Here is an 18,340-nt window from a genome sequence, read left to right as displayed (position 1 = left end):
CACCCTGGCCCGCCACTTGCTGGCCCAGCACAAGCGTGTGGAACGGGCGCGCCCCTGAAAGCCTCTGCCGCCAGCCCGATTGGCCCGATCCGCCCCTGCCTGGCTCGCGCCAAGTTGGTACATTCGTGCAAAATAACAGCCTGCCCGTGAGACACCATGACACAGCACACGCTCCACGCCTTTACCGATGACGCCCTGGGCACCGATGATGCCACCGCCCTGGCAGAGCGCCTGCAACGCGGCGACATCAGCGCAACCAACGCCACCGAGGCCGCCATCGCCCGCTTGCAGCGGGTCAATCCCACCCTCAACGGGCTGGTGCTGGACACCTATGCAGGAGCGCGAGAACGAGCCAACAACAAGCACTTTGAAGGCTTTTTTGCCGGCGTTCCCAGCTTGATCAAAGACAATATCGACCTGCGCGGCCTGCCCACCGGCCATGGCAGTGCCGCCGTGGGTGGCAAACCCATGAAGAAAACCAGCGTACTGGCGAAACAGTATCTGGCTCAGGGTTTTAACCTGTTGGGCAAGACCACCCTGCCCGCCTTCGGCTTTACCGCCTCCACCGAGATGGCTCACGCCCCGGCCACCCGCAACCCCTGGCACCTGAACCACTCCGCCGGCGGCTCTTCCGGCGGCAGCGCCGCACTGGTGGCCGCCGGCGCCGTGCCCATTGCCCACGGCAACGACGGCGGCGGCTCCATTCGCATCCCCGCCGCCGTCTGTGGCCTGGTGGGCCTGAAAAGTACCCGTGGGCGCCTGGTGACCCAGGAAGCCGCCAAAGCCTTGCCGGTCAATATCATCAGCGATGGCGTGCTCAGCCGCACCGTGCGCGACACCGCCAACTTCTTCGCCGAAGCCGAAAAGTACTACCGCAACAACAAGCTACCCGCTGTCGGGCACGTCACCGGCCCCGGCAAACAGCGGCGACGCATCGGCCTGATGGTGGACTCCATCGCCGGCGACCCCACCTGCCCGCAAACCCGTGCCGCCGTGGAAGCCACCGCCAAACAGCTGTCTGATCTGGGCCACCATGTAGAAATGGCCCGCATCGACCTGCCCCAGCGGTTTGTAGACGATTTCCTGCTTTACTGGGCCATGCTCGCTTTCTTTATCAGCAAATTCGGCCGCGCCCTGTTCCCTCAAGGGTTCGATGGCCAGCAGCTGGACCCGCTTTCGCAGGGTCTGGCCCGCTATTACCGTCAACGCTTCCTGAAAACCCCGGGCATGCTGCGCCAGCTTCGCCAGAGTCAGGCCCGCTACGCAGAAGTATTCAACCAGTACGACGTGGTGCTCACCCCGGTGCTGGCCCACACCACCCCGGAACTGGGTTACCTGGGCGCCGATGTGGACTTCGACACCCAACTGGAGCGCCTGCTGCGTTACACCACCTTCACACCCGCCAACAATGCGTCAGGTAGTCCGGGCATTTCCCTTCCCCTTGGGCAGGCCGAGAATGGGACCCCCATTGGAGTGCAACTCAATGGCCGCCACGGCAAGGAGCGCACCTTGCTGGAGCTGGCCTTTGAACTGGAAGCCAGCCAGGCCTTCAGGAGACTCACGTCATAGAAGCCGCCCACTGCCTTTTGCTATTGTCGGTGCGTTGATCTCACAGGGAACCTGGATCATGGCAAACCAGACCATCAGCGGTGGCGTGGTCCACGCACTGCCCGACGACCTTCGCCACACCCTACAGGCTGACAGCGCCATGCTGGCGCAATGGGAAGACATCACCCCGTTGGCCCGTAACGAATGGATTTGCTGGATAGAAGATGCCAAGAAACAGGCAATCCGACAGGGGCGCATTACCCGCGCCAGGGAAAACCTCACCGCCGGTAAACGCCGCCCCTGCTGCTGGCCCGGCTGCCCCCACCGCGAGCGTACCGGCAAGGCGTAAAAACCTCCGCCTGCCCGATCTGCTCAGCGACAACCCTATGGACGTTAATGTGCTATCCACCACTGCGTAATCCGCGCCTCCTTCCACGTACGGCAGATGACCGCCAAGCGGGACCATGAGGGTACTCAGGAAGAATGGACCGAGGCTCAATGATCCAGGAGCGCTGCGACGACCCAACCGGATGCACGAGAACCGCAAGCCGCCTGATAGTGACGGCTTACCAGCATAAAGCCCGCGAAGGAGTGCGGTTTACTTGTTTTCAGCGGAAACCGCCCTACTTACGCACCCCGCCCGCTACAATTTTCTTTTTTATCAAGCACCTTGCTGTCATCCAATGGATGACAATTCTCCAGGAGTTATATAGAACGCTCCTTATAACTCCGTGCAGGAAATTGGTTGTAGCGCCACAACCTATTGTTATGGCAGGCTTTTCTTCGGGAAAGGGAAGCATGATTCCAGAGTTATGAGGAACCGATTTATGCGGAACGTTCTAACTAATACGCTGTTAAATGGCTCTGCTTTTTCTATGGCATAGCAAGGTTCAGAGTCGGTGCCACAGTCATGCAATCTGGTGGCGTTAGAAAAACAAGAGGTTGTGGCTAGTCGTTTTCGTTCGTTGTGGGCGGCCACATTTCAGGTTGGGGTGTCTTCAGGGTTTGAGTCCTTGCGGGTGCCATAAATGTAGTCTGGTTCGCAGGCTCACATCGTGGTCTTTGGGTAGGCTGCTGTGTCGCCACTTAACCAGGCAAGGCAGCGGACGCAAAAACACGCGCCGCTGCGCAAGGCGCTAAGGGAACTTACGCCCCCCGTTACCTATTTCCGATTCATCTACTGGGCAAATGTCCAAGCCAGCACTCTGGCAACCTTGTTACCCTGCTTCATCTCTATTTCCCGCACCTCAACGGCGCCGACCTTCAGCATCAATTTCTTCAACGGCCGGACATTGTCGGCTTTTGATACCAGACTGGTAAACCAGCGGCATTGCGATGCATACACCTGACTTTCTCTTACCATTTTCTTGATAAACAACAGCTCGCCACCCTTGCACCAAAGCTCAGCGCCCTGCCCACCAAAATTGAGATTCGACGCCTTTGTTTGCACCTTTTCCTCACCGCGATTGCGCGCCAGGTTAGAGACTTTACGTTGGGTACTTTTCAGTGCCTCATCCTGGGAAGCATGGAAAGGCGGATTGCAGACGCTGACATCAAACCGCTCTCCCGGCTGAATGATGCCTTCAAAAATATGGTTCTTGTCGTTTTGGGTGCGCAGGGTGAAGCGTTCTTTGAGGTCGGGATTACTGTCAATAATCGCCTTCACATTTGCAAGCGACTGAGCGTTAATGTCACTGCCGACGCACTGCCAGCCGTAAATCCGGCAGGCCAGCAGCGGGTAGATCCCGTTTGCGCCAGTGCCGATATCAAGCAGCTTGATGTCCGGGTTTTCAGGCCCAAGCAGATCGGCAATGTAATGGATATAGTCAGCCCTGCCCGGGATGGGAGGGCACAGTGCACCGTCCGGAATATCCCAACCGGCAATATTGTAATGTTGCTTTAGCAAGGCGGCGTTGAGGGTTTTGACTGCCAACGGGTTTGAGAAATCGATGGAAAGATTGCCGTAAGGGTTCGGCTTCACATGGCAGGCCAACGCCGGATAACTGGTTACCAGAGCAGGAAAATCATAGCCCTGGTTGTGCAGGTTTCTCGGGTGTAGACTTTTGCTAATCGGTTTGGACTGGCTTTTCTTTCTTCTCTGACGGGTACTCACAATGACAGGCCTGAGGCGGAGAGTTAACGATTAGAGTCGATGCGGATTAGTCAGTAATTATAGTGTTTTGTCTGTCTCGGGCATAATCGACAGCAGGGAAACCTTGGAGTCAGATTTTGACTCCAAGGTTCTACTCCATTTCTCCAGGTGCTTTCCTCCACTTTAGACTCGCCTCTGGTTCTCATTACAGGCATGTCGGATTACGGCTGCGCCTAATACGACCTACACAATCCACTCATCATTCCCAGTTTCCTATGCTTACCGTTTTCCCAAGGGTACCGAGAACCCCAAAGGCATAATCCGGCTATCTCATCCTTATGACCCGCTTATATTTTTTCAGACCACCGTGTCGATTTTCGCCATGCCCGTTCGACTGGTCAGTAACAACACGTCCGTTAATACGATTAAGGAGACCGACATGGAAGAAGCAACGGGGACCGTCACGTTACACCGAGTACTGCGGGCACCCACTGATCGGGTATACAAGGCATTCATTGACAAACAGGCGCTGGAATACTGGCTGCCGCCCTACGGCTTCACGGGAACGGTGCATGAAATAGACGCCAGCGTTGGGGGTGGATATCGGATGTCGTTCACCAATTTCAGTACCGGTGAATCACATTCCTTCACGGTGAAATACCTGGAGCTGGAACCCGGTAAGCGCCTGTGCCACACGGACCGTTTTGACAGTGAAGAACTGCCTGGGGAAATGCGGGTGACCATTACGCTCAACGAAGCACCCTGCGGCACGGATCTTCGCATTACCCAGGAAGATATCCCCGCGGTGATTCCGCAAGCCATGTGTTACCTGGGCTGGCAGGAATCACTGGCGCAACTGGCCAGACTGGTAGAGCCCGACACCCCTGAGGGGTAACTCGCCTCAGGTATCGCTTTTCACAAGCATCCAGCCCCTCGCGGGGTTGAAACTTTCGTTATAGCCCTTAGTCTCACGTACCCGGCCCTGCTTTAGCCGGGCCGTGCGGGGATGTGTTACCCACGGAGAAAACCAGCAAGCCTCATCGCAAGGCTGTTTCTGATTTGTGCACCAGATTACGGAGGTGATTTGATGTCAGCGCAGAACCTGACTTGCCCGGCCCCGATTTCGGCCGACCCCTACCCCACCCGGTTGCACCAGCATCCGGAACAACCCTGCCGCGAGCGCCGGGAGCACACGGTAAAAGGCCGCCATCTGCCCGGCCCATTGACTGAACAACAGCTTGATCGCTTTGAGGAAAACGGCTTTCTGTTCGAGCCCGGCTTTCTGCCGGCGGATGAGGTAGCCACGCTGACCGAGGCAATGAGTGAGCTGCTCAATCGGGATGACTATCGGGACCAGCCTTTCACGATCACCGAGCCCAACAGTCAGGAGATCCGGTCCGTGTTTGCCGTGCACTTTCTGCACCGGGCATTTCAGCACCTGGCCCGCGATCCGCGCCTGACTCAACGTGTGGAGCAGATTCTCGGCGGTGGCCACTATGTGCACCAGTCGCGTATCAACTACAAGCCTGGATTCAAGGGCAAGGGGTTCAACTGGCACTCAGATTTTGAAACCTGGCATGCGGAAGACGGCATGCCGGCCATGCATGCGGTAAGCGCCTCCATCATTCTGACAGACAATCACCCGTTCAACGGCCCGCTGATGCTGATCCCCGGCTCTCACAAACACTTTATCCCCTGTGTGGGTCCGACACCGGAGGAACATCACAAGCAGTCACTGAAGACCCAACAGATCGGTGTGCCTTCAGAACAGGCGCTGACGAAAATGATAAACCGCTACGGTATCGAGGCCCCCACCGGCCCGGCGGGCAGCTTGCTGCTGTTTGACTGCAACACCCTGCACTGCTCCAACGCCAATATGTCACCGGACCCACGCAGCAATGTGTTCTTTGTTTTTAATCGCCGGGACAACGCCTGTGGTGAACCCTATGCAGCGAATAAACGTCGTCCACGGTTTCTCGGGCATGAACCGGATCGGCTTTGGCAAGCAGAGGATAATTAATAGTTAATAATGAATAATTAATAACTCGCGATAAATATTGTCGCCGACTGAAAAGATAAAAGCCGCGCCCACAGTCTATGGCGCGGCTTTTTTGTTTTCGTTATTAACTATTAATTATTCATTATTCATTTTTTCACTGCTTTCCTTGTGGCGAAAAAACCGCTGAATACTGGAGAAGTCTTTCTCTGCGTACCCGTGGTTGCCGTGAGCGGCATAGAGGGACTTCGCCAGGTTCCCCATGGGCGTGGCGGATTGGGTGCTGAGGCCTGCTTGTAACGCCAGCCCCAGATCCTTGTTCATCAGCTTCACCGCAAAGCCACCTTCGTAGTCTTTGGATGACGGTACGTTTTCCATCACACCGGGCCAGGGGTTGTACTTGTCCAGGGACCAGTTGTCGCCGGAGCTGGCTTTCATGATGTCGGAAAGAACGGCCGGGTCCAGGCCGTGGTCGGCGCCCATTTGCAGGGCTTCGGCGGTGCCGATCATGTGGATGGCCAGCAGCATGTTGTTGCAGATTTTTGCCAGTTGGCCGGCACCGTTGTCCCCGGCACGGAACACCTGGGCGCCCATGCATTCCAGCACCGGGCGGGCCCGGTCGATGGCGTCGCTGGGGCCGCCACAGATAAAGGTGAGCGTGCCGGCTTTGGCACCGCCGACGCCGCCGGACACCGGCGCATCGATCATCACCCTGCCCTGCTCCCTGGCAATGGCAGCCACGTCACGGGCGGTGTCTGCATCGATGGTGGAGCAGTCGATAATCAGGGCGCGTTTATCAATGTGCGACAGCACACCTTCGTCCCCCAGATACAGACCACGAACTGCACCCGCTGACGGCAGCATGCTGACGATAATATCCGCCCCCTGCACCGCTTCAACAGCACTCTCGGCAGCCTGGACGCCATCATTCACTGCGGCCGCCAACAAGGCGGGCACCAGATCAAACGCCGTGACTTCATGCCCGGCCTTGACCAGATTGGCTGCCATGGGCCCACCCATGTGACCGACACCGAAGAATCCGATTTTCATGGTTGTCTCTCCCTGCCGCTTTTCCGAGCGGATATTCTTGTGCGTTTAGAGACGGGCCGGACGTCTGACGTCGGATGTCTGACGCTAACCCCCATCCAAGATTTTTTGTCGTCCGACGTCAGAACTCTGACGTCCGACCCTTTACAGAAACGATAAATCTTTCAGCACATTGCGCGCGATGATCACACGCATGATTTCATTAGTGCCTTCCAGAATCTGGTGCACCCGCGCATCGCGCACGTAACGCTCCAGCGGGTACTCACTGATATAACCGTAACCGCCATGCAGTTGCAGCGCCTGGTTGCAGACGTTGAAACACAGGTCCGTTGCCAGACGCTTTGCCATGGCGCACAACATGCTTTTATCGCTGTGATTCTGATCCAGTTTCCAGGCCGCCAGGCGGACCATTTGCTGCGCCGCCACTAACTCCGTGGTCATGTCGGCCAGAGTGAATTGCACGGTCTGAAAATCACCAATGGCCTGGCCAAACTGTTTGCGTTCCTGCACGTATTGCTGCGCCTGATGCAACGCCGCCTGGGCCGCCCCCAGAGAACAGCTGGCAATATTGATACGGCCACCATCCAGGCCGGCCATGGCGATACGAAAGCCCTGCCCTTCTTCACCGATCAGGCAGTCCGCAGGAATGCGTGCATCTTCAAGAATCACTGCCCGGGTAGGCTGGCTTTTCCAGCCCATCTTGGCTTCGTTGCGGCCATAGCTGATGCCCGGCGTATCCGCCGGCACCGCAAAGCAGGAAATGCCGCCGGCGCCTGGCCCGCCGGTACGTGCCATCAACACCAACACATCCGTATCGCCGGCGCCGGAAATAAACGCCTTGGCGCCATTAAGCACATAATCATCGCCGTCTTTTTTTGCGGTGGTGCTTAACGATGCCGCATCGGAACCGGCGCCCGGTTCGGTCAGGCAATAGGACGCCAGTTTTTCACCGCTCATCAATGCGTCAGCCCAACGGGACCGAATGGCATCGCTGCCAAAACGGGTGAGCATCCAGGTGGCCATATTGTGGATGGTGATAAAGGCGGTGGTGGAGGTGCAGCCCTGGGAGAGTTGTTCAAAGATCAACGCCGCATCCAGCCGGCTCAACCCCATGCCGCCGTGTGCTTCATCGCAGTACAGGGAACAAAAACCCAACGCCCCGGCTTCGCGAATCGCGTCTTTTGGGAAGAAGCTTTTTGCATCCCATTCGGCGGCAAACGGTGCCAGCTCTTTTTCAGAAAACTGGCGCGCCGTTTCGCGGAAGGCGATTTGTTCTTCTGTGAAAGAAAAGTCCACGTTTTATCTCACGACAAGGGTGTTAATGACTGTAGGAGCTTGCTTGCAAGCAAGCTCCTACAAAAACGAGAGACGGTTATTTCAAATCAATGCTCATGTTAGGGCCGCTCGCCGGGATATCGGAATCGAACCAGCGGCTGGTGACGGTCTTGGTTTCCGTATAGAAACGCACGCCCTGCTTGCCGTAAGCGTGTTGGTCACCGTAGAACGATCCTTTCCAGCCAGTGAAACTAAAGAACGGCAGCGGCACCGGGATCGGTACATTGATACCCACCTGCCCCACTTCCACTTCGTGCTGATATTTCCGCGCGGCGGCACCGCTGGCGGTAAAGATGGAGGTGCCGTTGCCATAGGGGCTGTTGTTGACCAGTTCCAGGGCCTCATCCAGCGAGTCCACGCACACACAGCACAATACCGGGCCGAAAATTTCTTCCTGGTAAATCGCCATATTGGCAGTCACATCGGTGAACAGCGTCGGCCCGACCCAGTTGCCGTCCGGCAGGCCCTCCACGGTGCAGTCGGAGCCATCCAGCAAACAGGTGGCGCCCTCCTGCTTGCCCTGTTCGATCATTTTCAACACCCGCTGTTTAGCCGCCGGGCTGATCTGCGGGCCGTACGCAGCCTCCGGGTCGTTCCAGGCGCCGGGGCGGATCTGGGCAAACTGGCTGGCCAGCTCGTCGATCCAGGCTTTGGAATCGCCGACAAACACCGCCACGCTGATGGCCATGCAACGCTGACCTGCCGCCCCGCAGGACGACCCTACCAGGCTGCTGACCACCTGATCCTTGTTGGCATCGGGCATGATCACCATGTGGTTCTTGGCCCCGGCAAAGCACTGCGCGCGCTTCATGTTGTCGGTGGCGGTGCGGTACACGTGCTGCCCCACCGGCACCGAGCCCACGAACGACACCGCCTTGATGTCCGGGTGCGACAGCAGGGTATCTACCTGCTCCTTGCCACCGTGCACCACCTGCAACAGACCCGGCGCTGCGCCGGCTTCCTGGAACAATTCCGCCAGACGGTTCGGGGTCATCGGGTCCTGCTCGGAGGGCTTGAGCACAAAGGTGTTACCGGCGGCGATGGCCAGCGGAAACATCCACAGGGGAATCATGGCCGGGAAGTTGAACGGGGTAATCCCCGCGCACACACCCAGCGGCTGGGTCCAGGAATGGGTGTCGATGCTGCGCGCCACGTTCTCCACGGTTTCGCCCATCATCAGCGAGGCAATGTTGGCGGCCTGCTCGGCCACTTCAATGCCGCGCCACACGTCCCCCTTGGCATCTTCGAAGGTTTTGCCGGTTTCCTGGCTGAGGATTTCGGCAATTTCGTCGTGATGCTCTTTTAACAGCGCCTGGTAGCGCAGCATCAATCGGGCTCGCTCGGAGACCGGCACTTCTTTCCAGGTCTGGAAGGCGGCCTTGCCCGCCGCAATGGCCCGCTCCATTTCCTCGGCGGTGGCCGCCGGGGCCTCGCACAGGGTTTCCTGGGTAGCCGGGTTGGTTACCGCAATCCACTGGTCAGTCTGGCTGGCAACAAATTCACCGTTAATCAGCAGGGGCAATTGGTGGGCCATCGGGTTCTCCATCCTTCTTTCGGGCTTTCGGCTGGGCGCGCCAGCGTAAAGCGTGACTGCTTACAAGCGTTGTCCCTGTTGTAGCACAGCTTTTCTGCCATGCAGATAGCCACTTTTGACCAAGATGGACTATATTGCTGTTTATGGAATACCAGGAACGACCAACCGCCGAGACTTCCCGCTGGCCATTGCCCGACAGCGGCCAACGCACCGTGATCCCCCCGGCGGTGCTGGCCAGTGTCCGCGATCATCCGCTTTGTTCTGGCTGCATGCCCCATGGGGTGGGCTTTTATCCGCAGGCCAGCGGGCACCGCATGGCACGCCAGCATCCGGCGGACGACCTGTTGATCTACTGTGTCTCCGGGGCAGGACAGGTGGCTTACGGAGGGCTGAGCCAGCCGGTTGAGGCCGGTGAGCTATTGCTGTTGCCTGCCGGGCTGGCCCATCGCTACTACGCCAACCCGCAGCGCCCCTGGAGCATTTACTGGGTGCATCTGGGCGGGCCTGAAGTGCAGGGATATTTCGACGAAATTGCCGGGCAACACCAGCCAGGCATCCGTAAGGTCCGGGTCGGCGTCCATTCCCGCCTGGCGGAGGATTTTCAGGCGTTGATGGCGGCAGCCACCAGCGCCCAGCCGGAACACCTGATTTACGCGGCCAACCTGCTACGCAGCCTGCTCGCCTACGCGGCCCTGATGCGCCGCCAGCACCAGGTACGCCACGCCACCCTGGATGTGGCACGGGTAAACAGCTACCTGCAAACGGCCATGGACCAACGCCTCAGCCTGGATACACTGATCGCCGCCACCAGCGATTTGTCCCGCTACCATTTTATTCGGGAATACAAACGCCAGACCGGGCAAACCCCCATGCAGGCGTTCCTGCGCATCAAGGTTAGCCATGCCTGCTACCTGCTGGATATCACCGACCAGAGCGTGGCCGCCATCGCGCTGCAGCTGGGCTACGATGATCCATATTATTTTTCCCGGCTGTTCAAGAAAGTGATGCGCGTTTCGCCGCAGCAATACCGCCAGGAAAGAGGAAAAAATTGAGCAGTTTATGAAAATTTCCAGGAAATTTTCATAAATTCAGGGGCGGCTTTCCCAGCTCATGGCGAGTATCTGCGGACTGTTTTCACACTGGAAAACATAGGCGCAACCGCTGTTGCCGAACCAGAAGGGAAGGGTGTCCGTTGAATCCAGCTGCAAAATAAATTTCATCGGCTTTTCGCAACAAGGGCAGGACGGGTAGGCCACCTCTTTTACCCAGTGCGGCCAACCGAGAAATTTGTCGCCCGGACGCGGGGCAGGGCGGTGCGCCTGGAGCAGGGCGACCATGCCATCGGGCATATCATCATCGTTGAGGGCAGCGGTTTCCTGGTGGTCTGGAAAATCCGTTACCCGCTGCCAGCCAGTCAATGATTGCTCGGGGAACGCATCCGGTATACCCACCGGCAGGGCATCAAAACCACCGGCCTGCTGCCGGGGAATCACTCGTACCAGAGAAGCGTCGGAGAAGGGCAGGTGCGCGTGCCCCAACACTTCACAGTCTTCTTCCCCGTTGGTGCAATAGAACACTTGTAGCACCCCGTCACCGAATGCCGCGCGCCCATCCACCGGGACATCCTGGGAATCCAGCTGCACAAACAGCTGCATGGGCTGGTGGCAATGGCCACAGCAGGGCCAGGATTCACCCTCTTTCAGCAGTGGTAGCCCACCAAATTTGGAGCGTGCCCCCGGCACCGCCGGGCCGACTCGGGGGCGCCAACCGGGGCGGGACAGGGTAGCCAGCTTGTGCTTGATTTCTTCGGGTAACATGACTCGTCCTCGTACGGTCGTTTCATGTTCACCTTCACGCCAGCCTCACGCAATAAAGCGCCCACCGTTACCCGCTGCCAGGCAGGTTTTAGCGGTTAAGCGGCGTGCAATTATCTGCCCGACCCTGTTTTCCTGCCCAACGACGGGCCCCTTCAGGAGGGATTCAGGGTCAGGGTGGCGGTCATTCCCGCCGCCAGCACGGTGCCCTCGGGCAGGCTGTCCGCATCAATCGACACCCGCACCGGCACCCGCTGGGCCAGGCGCACCCAGTTGAACGTGGGGTTCACATCCGCCAGCAGGTTGGCCCCGGTGGGGTTATCCCGGTCGGCGATACCATGGGCAATGCTGTCTACGGTGCCATGGGCGCGGATACCACTGAGCAGGCGCACCTGCACCGCATCACCCACATGCACATTGGGCAGCTTGGTTTCCTCGAAGTAGCCGTATACCCAGAAGTCATGCCGATCGATCAGTGCCATATGCGCCTGCCCGGCGTGGGCATAATCGCCCGGATACAGCGCCAGGTTGGTGACGTAACCGTCCACCGGGGCGCGCACTTCCGTGCGCTCCAGGTTCAGCTGCGCCAGCGCCAGGGCGGCATTGGCCTGCTGCAAGCGGGCCAGCAACTGCTGCTGGCTGGCGGTGGCCCGTTGATGGCTGGCCTGGGCCGCCTGTAGCTGGGCCTGGGCCGCATCGGCGTTACTGTGGGCGTTATCGCGCACCTCCCGGGACACCGCTTCAGCGATACGATCCCGGCGCCGGGATTCCGCCTGGCGCATGGCAAACTCGGCCCGCGCCTTGGCGGCGCTGGCCTGGGCAGCAGGAATATCCGCACCGGCCGCGCGGGCTGCCGCTTCGGCGGCGCGCTGGTCCGCCTCCGCCTGCTGCAGGGCATTCTGGTAACGGCTGCGGTCGATCACGAACAACAGATCGCCCTGCTGCACGGTCTGGTTGTCGGCCACTGCCACCTCGCTGACCAGCCCGGACACATCCGGCGCCACCTGCACCACCCGCGCCCGCACCCGGCCATCCCGGGTCCAGGGGGAATACATGTAGTGCTGCCACAGTGCCCAGGCCAGCAAGGCGGCCAGCGCCACCATAAACAGGGTGACCGAGGCCCGAATCAGGGATTGGGTTTTCATGGTTTTCTCTCCTCCGTCTTGACTTTCCTTACTGCATGGCCAGCAGCCCGAGGCCACCGAAACAACAGAAAAACACCGCTACCCGGAACAACGGCGGGTGCCAGACATAGCGGTACAGGCCATAACGGCCGCCCACCCAGTCCACCGCCCACTGCAACAGCAGACTGAAGACAAACACCAGTAACAGGCTGGGCACCAGCGCATCCAGCACAGCAATTTCACGGGGCATGGGGCACTTCCTCCTGATGCGGTTGGGGACTGGCAGCCGGCGTCGCCACCAGTACCGAGCGGGTATCCAGCAGGGCCTGGCGCAGCAAATGCAGCTGACGCAGGGCAGGGCGGTCGGCCACCGTGGCCATGGCCGTATCCAGCGCCAGCAACGCCCTCTCGTGGGCACCTTGTTGCTTGTCCGCATCACTGCGATAGAGACGGGCGAAGGCCTCCAGCACCGCCACAACTGCGGTCTGTTCGACCAGCGGCAGGGTGGACTGCCGGTTGCGTAGCTCCACCACCGCACGGCCGGTTTCATGCACCGACAACGCCCAGGGCAGCCAGTCACGAGCGCGCGGCCCCGCATGCACCATGATCTGCATGAACAGGTCACGGGTGGCGCTTTCCAGGCGGTGGCGTAACCCGTTCAGCGGCGCCTCGCAGGCACGGGCCACCTGATAGCGCAGCTGGCGCAACAACCGATGTCGCAACCAGCCATTGCTGGAGGCGTTGCCGAACAGGCTGAACGCCACGGCCACCGCCAGCACCCCGCCAATCTGGCTGATCGCCTCGTTGACCACATACACCGGGTCGAACGTCATCGGGCTGTGCAGATTCAACAGGTAGATAAAACTGAGCACATAGCCGGTGCCATACCCGGCCAGCGTCGGCCGAGTAGTGAGATACAGCCCGGTGAGCAGAAACGGCACGATGCCGGCCACCATCAGGCCGAAGTCATCCATGTGAGTGAGCACCAGAAACTGACAGAGAAACGCCAGCGGCATACCGGTGGCAAAGCCCAGGGTAATCTGCCGCACCACCGCTGACGGGTTCGGCGCACTGGCAAACAGGCCGGTGAAAATCGTCGCCAACATCATGGCACTGCCCCCATGGACCCAGCCGGACAGAATCCAGAAACTGCCCATCATCAACATGGTCACCGTGGCCCGCACCCCGCTCACCAATGCGCCGAGGCGATCATTACCGTGCTGGAACACCACCTCTTTCTCTGCCGCCGTGGGCACGCCGGGGCGGCGCAATTGCGCATAGGCCTGCACATAGGCGCGCAATTCCTGCAGGCAGCGGCCCAGCAGCTCGGCGCCAGTGTCGAAATCCAGTAATTCCCGGCGCGAGGTCAGCCCCTGGCGCTGCTCACTGATCTTGCCGGGCAACTCCCGCTCGGTGTGTTGCAGCTCCAACGCCAGCCGCGCGGCAGCCTCCGGGCTGGGCTGACAATCCCCTTCCAGGGCGGTGGCGGTAAACGCGCACAGCTGCATCAACCGGTCGCGGGTATCGCGGTGATGGGGCGCATGCATGCGATTCATCAGATGATGCAGAGTCTGGTAGCTGGTGGAGACCTCCATGAAATGCTGGTTGAGCTGGCGCAGGCGCGGGCTGTGCGCCCGCACGCCGGCGTCCTCGAACACCACGGAACTGCGCAGGTTTTCCACCTGAATGGTCTCGCCCACAAACCGCATATGGGCCTCTTCCAGCGCATCACGGGCCAGCACGCCGCCCAGGCTGCCGCGTACAAACGCCAGAAAGCCCCGGTATTGGTCAGCCAACTGCTGACGCAGAGCCATACGCAACCGCTGGGGAAACAGCACATCCCCCACCAGCCCCGCCACCAGAATGCCCAGCATCACTTCGCTGACCCGCATCACCGCCGAATCAAACAGCCCCAGCGGATGCTGCACCACCGGCAGCACCACGATGGCCACGGTGTAGCCGGACAGCACAAAACCGTAGGACATGAAGTTGCGATACAGGGACGCCCCGGCGGCGCACAGACCAATCCACAGGGCCATGCCCACCAACAATAATTCACGCTGCTGCGGGAACAGGCCCACCAGGGCGATAGCCACGCCACAGCCCACCAGAGTGCCCATGGCCCGGTAGAAACTCTTCGCCAACACCATGCCACTGGCCGGGTGCATCACCAGCGCCACCGTCATCATGGTGGTGGCTGGCTGCTGCAGGTCCATGCGCATGGCCAGCCAGCCACCGATAAAAATGGCCAGCAACGCCTTGCCCACGTAGAGCCAGTCCAGCGCGGTTTCGCGCAACTGGCCCATCAGCCAGGGTCGGGGTGAGGCGATTTCCTTCCGGGCATTCATGTTGACGCACTCACAGCTCGCGCTCGATCTGCTCGGCAACGCCCAGCAACCGTTTGAGCAAGGTTTCCAGCTGGGCGGTTTCCCGGGCATCGAAGGCGGCGCCGTACTGATTCAGCAGGGACGACATGGACGGCAGAAACTGTTCCACCAGCGCCTCCCCTTCCGGGGTCAGGGAGACCAGCACCCGGCGCCGGTCCTGGGGATCGGCATAGCGGGCCATCCAGCCCCGGTCGCAGAGAATATTGCACACCCGGGTCACGTTGGCCGACTTCTCTGCCGCCGCATCGCGCAGCTGGGTGACGGTCATGCCTTCCTGCTGGCAGCCATACAGCATCATCAGCACGTTGTAGTCCGTGTGATTGAGCCCGTACTGGCGCAACACCAGGTTGGCGGTGTCGTGAACGTGTTGGGAAATGGCCTTGACCAGGCGCACCAGCATGGCCGGCTCCCGGGGGTAACTGGAGAAGCGCTGGTGGGTCAGATTAATGCGGTTTTCGGTGGCGTCGAAGCGGCTCACACAGCCCTCCTGAATCTCTATGAACATGATTCATAAAGTATACATCGGAATAGTACACAAATGAACTATTCCGATGTCGCTGAGTTATCGCCGCTTGGGAGTTAGCCCTATGCCACTGATATTAATCGCTTAATTGGGAGAGTCTTCGCCGGATTCCTGAAAAGGCCGAAGCTGCCACTGGGCGAACGCCTGCTGGGCCAGCTCCAGTTGCTCAATCAGCCGCTGGCGTTTGCTGGGATCAAAACGGCGGCTGGCCAGGGCCTGCAGGCTTTTTTGCAGGCCATTGCGATGGCTGCGCTCCATCTGCGCCAGCCAGTGGTCCTGCGCCCCGGTAACCACCAGCACATCACGGCCGGCGTGGTTGCGCTGGCTGACCTGATACCAGTGCACCAGCGCCCGGCCCAGCACCACATAGGCAAACTGCGGGTCCCGCAGGGGGCCGTAGACCGCCTCGCGAAAACCGCCACTGAGCGGGCCAAATTTCAGTTTGGTGAGCTTGTCGCTGTAGTAGTAGCTGCCGGCGGCGCCCAATAACCCGCCAATCAGCGCCCCGGCACCCAACGAATGCCCCAGCGCCACCGCATCAATGCCGGCACCGCCCACGGCGCCGGCGCCGAAACCGGCGGCGGCCAGCTGGGTCTTGCTGATGCCCCATAGCTGGCGGGTGCGCTCACTGAACAGATCACCGCCTTGCGGGGTCACCAGCGCTTCTTCCTGGCGCTGCAGGCGGCGATGCTGATACAGGTCTTCCACCGCCACCCGCAGCCGTTGTTCGCGCTCACGCTGCCAGTTCTGCCAGCGTTGTTGCAGCTTGGGCAACAGGGGGCTGGCGTCTTCGAACTCACTCAACCGGGCGGTTTCCTGGTGGCCGAGCATGTCGATCAGGGCATCGGCGATGCGCTCCAGGGCCTGGCTATCGCGGCCGAACTTGAGGGCCTGCAGGTACTCCAGCGCCGCATCCAGTGGTTCGCGCCAGTGGGGCGCCAGCTGGCCAAAACTGCGCAGCAGGTCCAGGTGTTTTTCGAACGGGGCACGCACCGCGTCGAAGCGCCGCACGATCTGGAAATACTGGCCCAGCGCCGCTTCCCAGGCAGCGCTGTGGTCGTCCGGGCCGATCTGGTTGATCAGCGCCAGGCTGGGCCGGCCGGTCCAGCGCAGAATATTCATTTCCGCTTCGTGCTCGCGGTTATAGGGCACCGAGCCATCCACCACATAGATGATCCCGGAACCCTCCACGATGGGCCGCAACAATTCATATTCGTCGTGGTAACGCGGGTCATCACGGTGCTGGGTCACGAAAGCGGCCACGGTCTCCGGCCGGTCCGAGGCGGACAGGCTGTGGCCCTGCAACCAGGCCAGCACCTTGCGGGGGCGCTGAAAGCCGGGGGTGTCGATCAGTTCATAGAGCGTCACGTCATCCACTTTCATGGGGTAACGGTGACTGTCGCGGGTGGTGCCGGGCTCCATGGCGATGGCGATGCTGTCGTTCTGAGCCAGCGTCGCCACCACGCTGGACTTGCCCTTGTTGGGGTGGCCCACCACGGCAAAGCGCGGCAGATCCACGCCAGGCGCCGGCGTGTCGTTGTCGGGTTCGTGCATCAGGCTTGCTGCTCCTTCTCGGCCGCCACTGGGGCACACAGCAATAACTGGCTGTCGCGCTGGCGGTCCACAAAGCGTTGCCACTGGGCCAGCAATCCCGGGTCGGCCAACGCCGCTCCGTCTTCGTCAGCCAGCGGCACCAGCGCCAGCAGCGCCGTCATACCCTGTTCGCGGGCATCAAAAATAAAGTCGCTCAGCTCACCGGTGGGCGGTTCCCAACCCCGGGCCACCACAATCACCGGCTGCCCGGATTCCGCCGCCTGCGCCAACACCCGGGCATCCTCATCCAGACTGCTATTGCCGCCGGCACGCAACTGCAACGGCGCCGGACCCGCCGACAGCGCGGCACCGAGTGATGCAGATTGCAGGCCCGCGCCGGCCCAGTGAATCAGGGTGGTGCTGGCAAGGAGTGGCGACAGGGCGGTGTGGGCCGGGGCCGGGGCTGCCGGCCCCTCATCGTCGCCCCGGGTGTCCACCCAGGGCGTATCAAAGCGGTAATGGAGCGGCTGCCAGCCCGGGTGTGCGCGCAGGGCACGATGGCTTTGCCAGCGTAATTGCAGCGCCGCCAGCATCAGCAGCACACAGCGGGGCAGCAGCACATAGACCAGCCACAGCATCAACACGAACGGCCACCAAGTGCCCAGCAGGGCCGGGTTGGCCACGCCACTGCCCTGCTGTAGCCGGTAAAACTGGGAGGCCTCCACCAAGGCCAGCGACGGCACGGCTTCCGGCCACAGGGACTGCCAGGGCAAGGCCAGTGCACTGATCCATTGGTGATAACCGGCGGCGGACGCCTGCAAGGTGGTACTCCAGCCAAACGCCAGATCCTGCACCGCCACCAGCAACAGCAAGGTAAGCAACCCGGTGAGGGCAAACATCAAGCCGCCGGTGTGCGCCACCCGGGCAGATAGCACCGGGCGCAACGACGCCAACGCATCGTCATTTCCACGCCAACGACCCAGCAGGGTGTGCCAGGGCTGCCAGCCCAGCCAGGCCTGCACGCTGGTGAACAATGCCAGCAGCCCTTGCAGGCCCACCAGCGCCACCAGCAGGGTCACGTTGATCTGCTGGCCACCATCGTAATAGAGCAGGCCCAACATGAAAGCCACGCCCAGCACAGCCCCCAGGCCGGCAAACACCCAGCGCGCCTGACGCCAGCCACGCAGGCGCGGATCGCTGCCGCTGTCCACCTGGCGCTGGCCATTGAGGGCATGTAGAGAGGCCAGCCAGGCGGGCACCGTGAGCGGCTGCCGCTGCTCCTGTTGCTGCTGGGCAAAACGCCGGTCGCGGCGATGCAGGAACGCGTGGTTCTGGTCCACATCGCGGCGATACTGGTCGTCAAAATCCAGCAGCAGGGTTAACGCGTTTGCCAAAGCGGCCTCGGGT

At 60.6% G+C, this 18,340-nt stretch carries 16 protein-coding genes; 5 read left to right on the top strand and 11 right to left on the bottom strand.

What is annotated here, in order from left to right; translation table 11 throughout:
• Nucleotides 1-156: 156 nt before the first annotated feature.
• Nucleotides 157-1,569 carry an amidase gene (locus tag COA55_RS15340; RefSeq protein WP_290502843.1) on the top strand — a complete coding sequence of 471 codons (1,413 nt, stop codon included), beginning with the start codon at nt 157-159 and terminating at the stop codon, nt 1,567-1,569.
• Nucleotides 1,570-1,627: 58 nt separating this feature from the next.
• Nucleotides 1,628-1,897, top strand: coding sequence for a YdeI/OmpD-associated family protein (locus tag COA55_RS15335; protein ID WP_290502842.1), 270 nt, complete (start codon nt 1,628-1,630; stop codon nt 1,895-1,897).
• 828 nt (nt 1,898-2,725) lie between these two features.
• Here the strand turns inward: COA55_RS15335 and rlmF are convergent.
• Nucleotides 2,726-3,661 carry a 23S rRNA (adenine(1618)-N(6))-methyltransferase RlmF gene (rlmF, locus tag COA55_RS15330; RefSeq protein ID WP_290502841.1) on the bottom strand — a complete coding sequence of 312 codons (936 nt, stop codon included), beginning with the start codon at nt 3,659-3,661 and terminating at the stop codon, nt 2,726-2,728.
• A gap of 418 nt (nt 3,662-4,079) precedes the next feature.
• On the opposite strand from rlmF, the gene COA55_RS15325 reads away from it, so the two are divergent.
• Both COA55_RS15325 and thpD read left to right on the top strand, forming a co-directional pair.
• Nucleotides 4,080-4,535 carry an SRPBCC family protein gene (locus tag COA55_RS15325; protein ID WP_290502840.1) on the top strand — a complete coding sequence of 152 codons (456 nt, stop codon included), beginning with the start codon at nt 4,080-4,082 and terminating at the stop codon, nt 4,533-4,535.
• A gap of 192 nt (nt 4,536-4,727) precedes the next feature.
• A complete protein-coding gene (gene thpD / locus COA55_RS15320; protein ID WP_290502838.1) occupies nt 4,728-5,660 on the top strand; it encodes an ectoine hydroxylase in 933 nt (310 codons plus the stop codon).
• A gap of 114 nt (nt 5,661-5,774) precedes the next feature.
• On the opposite strand, the gene mmsB is transcribed toward thpD, so the two are convergent.
• The 3 genes from mmsB to COA55_RS15305 form a co-directional block, all read right to left on the bottom strand.
• A complete protein-coding gene (gene mmsB / locus COA55_RS15315; protein WP_290502836.1) occupies nt 5,775-6,686 on the bottom strand; it encodes a 3-hydroxyisobutyrate dehydrogenase in 912 nt (303 codons plus the stop codon).
• A gap of 141 nt (nt 6,687-6,827) precedes the next feature.
• Complete coding sequence (locus COA55_RS15310) at nt 6,828-7,979, bottom strand: acyl-CoA dehydrogenase family protein (RefSeq protein ID WP_290502834.1); 1,152 nt, start codon at nt 7,977-7,979, stop codon at nt 6,828-6,830.
• Between the two features lie 76 nt (nt 7,980-8,055).
• Nucleotides 8,056-9,552, bottom strand: a complete 1,497-nt coding sequence (locus tag COA55_RS15305) for a CoA-acylating methylmalonate-semialdehyde dehydrogenase (protein WP_290502833.1) — start codon at nt 9,550-9,552, stop codon at nt 8,056-8,058.
• Between the two features lie 143 nt (nt 9,553-9,695).
• Between COA55_RS15305 and COA55_RS15300 the strand changes: the two genes are divergently transcribed.
• Entirely contained in the window at nt 9,696-10,604 is a 909-nt protein-coding gene (locus COA55_RS15300; RefSeq protein ID WP_290502831.1) for an AraC family transcriptional regulator, read from the top strand.
• Nucleotides 10,605-10,640: 36 nt separating this feature from the next.
• Here the strand turns inward: COA55_RS15300 and COA55_RS15295 are convergent, their stop codons facing one another.
• The 7 genes from COA55_RS15295 to COA55_RS15265 all read right to left on the bottom strand — a co-directional run bounded on the left by COA55_RS15295 (nt 10,641) and on the right by COA55_RS15265 (nt 18,327).
• Nucleotides 10,641-11,369, bottom strand: a complete 729-nt coding sequence (locus tag COA55_RS15295) for a DUF1963 domain-containing protein (protein ID WP_290502830.1) — start codon at nt 11,367-11,369, stop codon at nt 10,641-10,643.
• Nucleotides 11,370-11,521: 152 nt separating this feature from the next.
• Nucleotides 11,522-12,511, bottom strand: a complete 990-nt coding sequence (locus COA55_RS15290; protein WP_290502829.1) for an HlyD family secretion protein — start codon at nt 12,509-12,511, stop codon at nt 11,522-11,524.
• Nucleotides 12,512-12,539: 28 nt separating this feature from the next.
• On the bottom strand, nt 12,540-12,740 hold the full coding sequence (locus tag COA55_RS15285; RefSeq protein ID WP_007148706.1) for a DUF1656 domain-containing protein: 201 nt from the start codon (nt 12,738-12,740) through the stop codon (nt 12,540-12,542).
• A complete protein-coding gene (locus COA55_RS15280; RefSeq protein WP_290502828.1) occupies nt 12,730-14,838 on the bottom strand; it encodes an FUSC family protein in 2,109 nt (702 codons plus the stop codon). Before COA55_RS15280 ends, COA55_RS15285 begins: the two co-directional genes overlap by 11 nt.
• Before the next feature lie 10 nt (nt 14,839-14,848).
• Complete coding sequence (locus COA55_RS15275) at nt 14,849-15,355, bottom strand: MarR family transcriptional regulator (protein ID WP_290502827.1); 507 nt, start codon at nt 15,353-15,355, stop codon at nt 14,849-14,851.
• A 129-nt stretch (nt 15,356-15,484) separates the two neighbouring features.
• Nucleotides 15,485-16,954: a GTPase/DUF3482 domain-containing protein gene (locus COA55_RS15270; RefSeq protein ID WP_290502826.1), complete on the bottom strand. Its 1,470-nt coding sequence runs from the start codon at nt 16,952-16,954 to the stop codon at nt 15,485-15,487.
• Complete coding sequence (locus tag COA55_RS15265; RefSeq protein ID WP_290502825.1) at nt 16,954-18,327, bottom strand: DUF2868 domain-containing protein; 1,374 nt, start codon at nt 18,325-18,327, stop codon at nt 16,954-16,956. Before COA55_RS15265 ends, COA55_RS15270 begins: the two co-directional genes overlap by 1 nt.
• Between the last annotated feature and the right edge of the window lie 13 nt (nt 18,328-18,340).

Source organism: Alcanivorax sp. (genome assembly GCF_002733835.1).
In the GTDB taxonomy this organism is placed as follows: domain Bacteria; phylum Pseudomonadota; class Gammaproteobacteria; order Pseudomonadales; family Alcanivoracaceae; genus Alcanivorax.
Note: the sequence above shows the minus strand (reverse complement) of the source record. Positions and strands in the feature narration are given on the sequence as shown.

What these genes read in the sequence shown, in the direction of transcription:
- COA55_RS15340 (WP_290502843.1), top strand. Translation starts at nt 157, where the DNA reads ATGACACAGCACACGCTCCACGCCTTTACCGATGACGCCCTGGGCACC.
- COA55_RS15335 (WP_290502842.1), top strand. Translation starts at nt 1,628, where the DNA reads ATGGCAAACCAGACCATCAGCGGTGGCGTGGTCCACGCACTGCCCGAC.
- COA55_RS15325 (WP_290502840.1), top strand. Translation starts at nt 4,080, where the DNA reads ATGGAAGAAGCAACGGGGACCGTCACGTTACACCGAGTACTGCGGGCA.
- thpD (WP_290502838.1), top strand. Translation starts at nt 4,728, where the DNA reads ATGTCAGCGCAGAACCTGACTTGCCCGGCCCCGATTTCGGCCGACCCC.
- mmsB (WP_290502836.1), bottom strand. Translation starts at nt 6,686, where the DNA reads ATGAAAATCGGATTCTTCGGTGTCGGTCACATGGGTGGGCCCATGGCA.
- COA55_RS15305 (WP_290502833.1), bottom strand. Translation starts at nt 9,552, where the DNA reads ATGGCCCACCAATTGCCCCTGCTGATTAACGGTGAATTTGTTGCCAGC.
- COA55_RS15300 (WP_290502831.1), top strand. Translation starts at nt 9,696, where the DNA reads ATGGAATACCAGGAACGACCAACCGCCGAGACTTCCCGCTGGCCATTG.
- COA55_RS15295 (WP_290502830.1), bottom strand. Translation starts at nt 11,369, where the DNA reads ATGTTACCCGAAGAAATCAAGCACAAGCTGGCTACCCTGTCCCGCCCC.
- COA55_RS15290 (WP_290502829.1), bottom strand. Translation starts at nt 12,511, where the DNA reads ATGAAAACCCAATCCCTGATTCGGGCCTCGGTCACCCTGTTTATGGTG.
- COA55_RS15285 (WP_007148706.1), bottom strand. Translation starts at nt 12,740, where the DNA reads ATGCCCCGTGAAATTGCTGTGCTGGATGCGCTGGTGCCCAGCCTGTTA.
- COA55_RS15280 (WP_290502828.1), bottom strand. Translation starts at nt 14,838, where the DNA reads ATGAATGCCCGGAAGGAAATCGCCTCACCCCGACCCTGGCTGATGGGC.
- COA55_RS15270 (WP_290502826.1), bottom strand. Translation starts at nt 16,954, where the DNA reads ATGCACGAACCCGACAACGACACGCCGGCGCCTGGCGTGGATCTGCCG.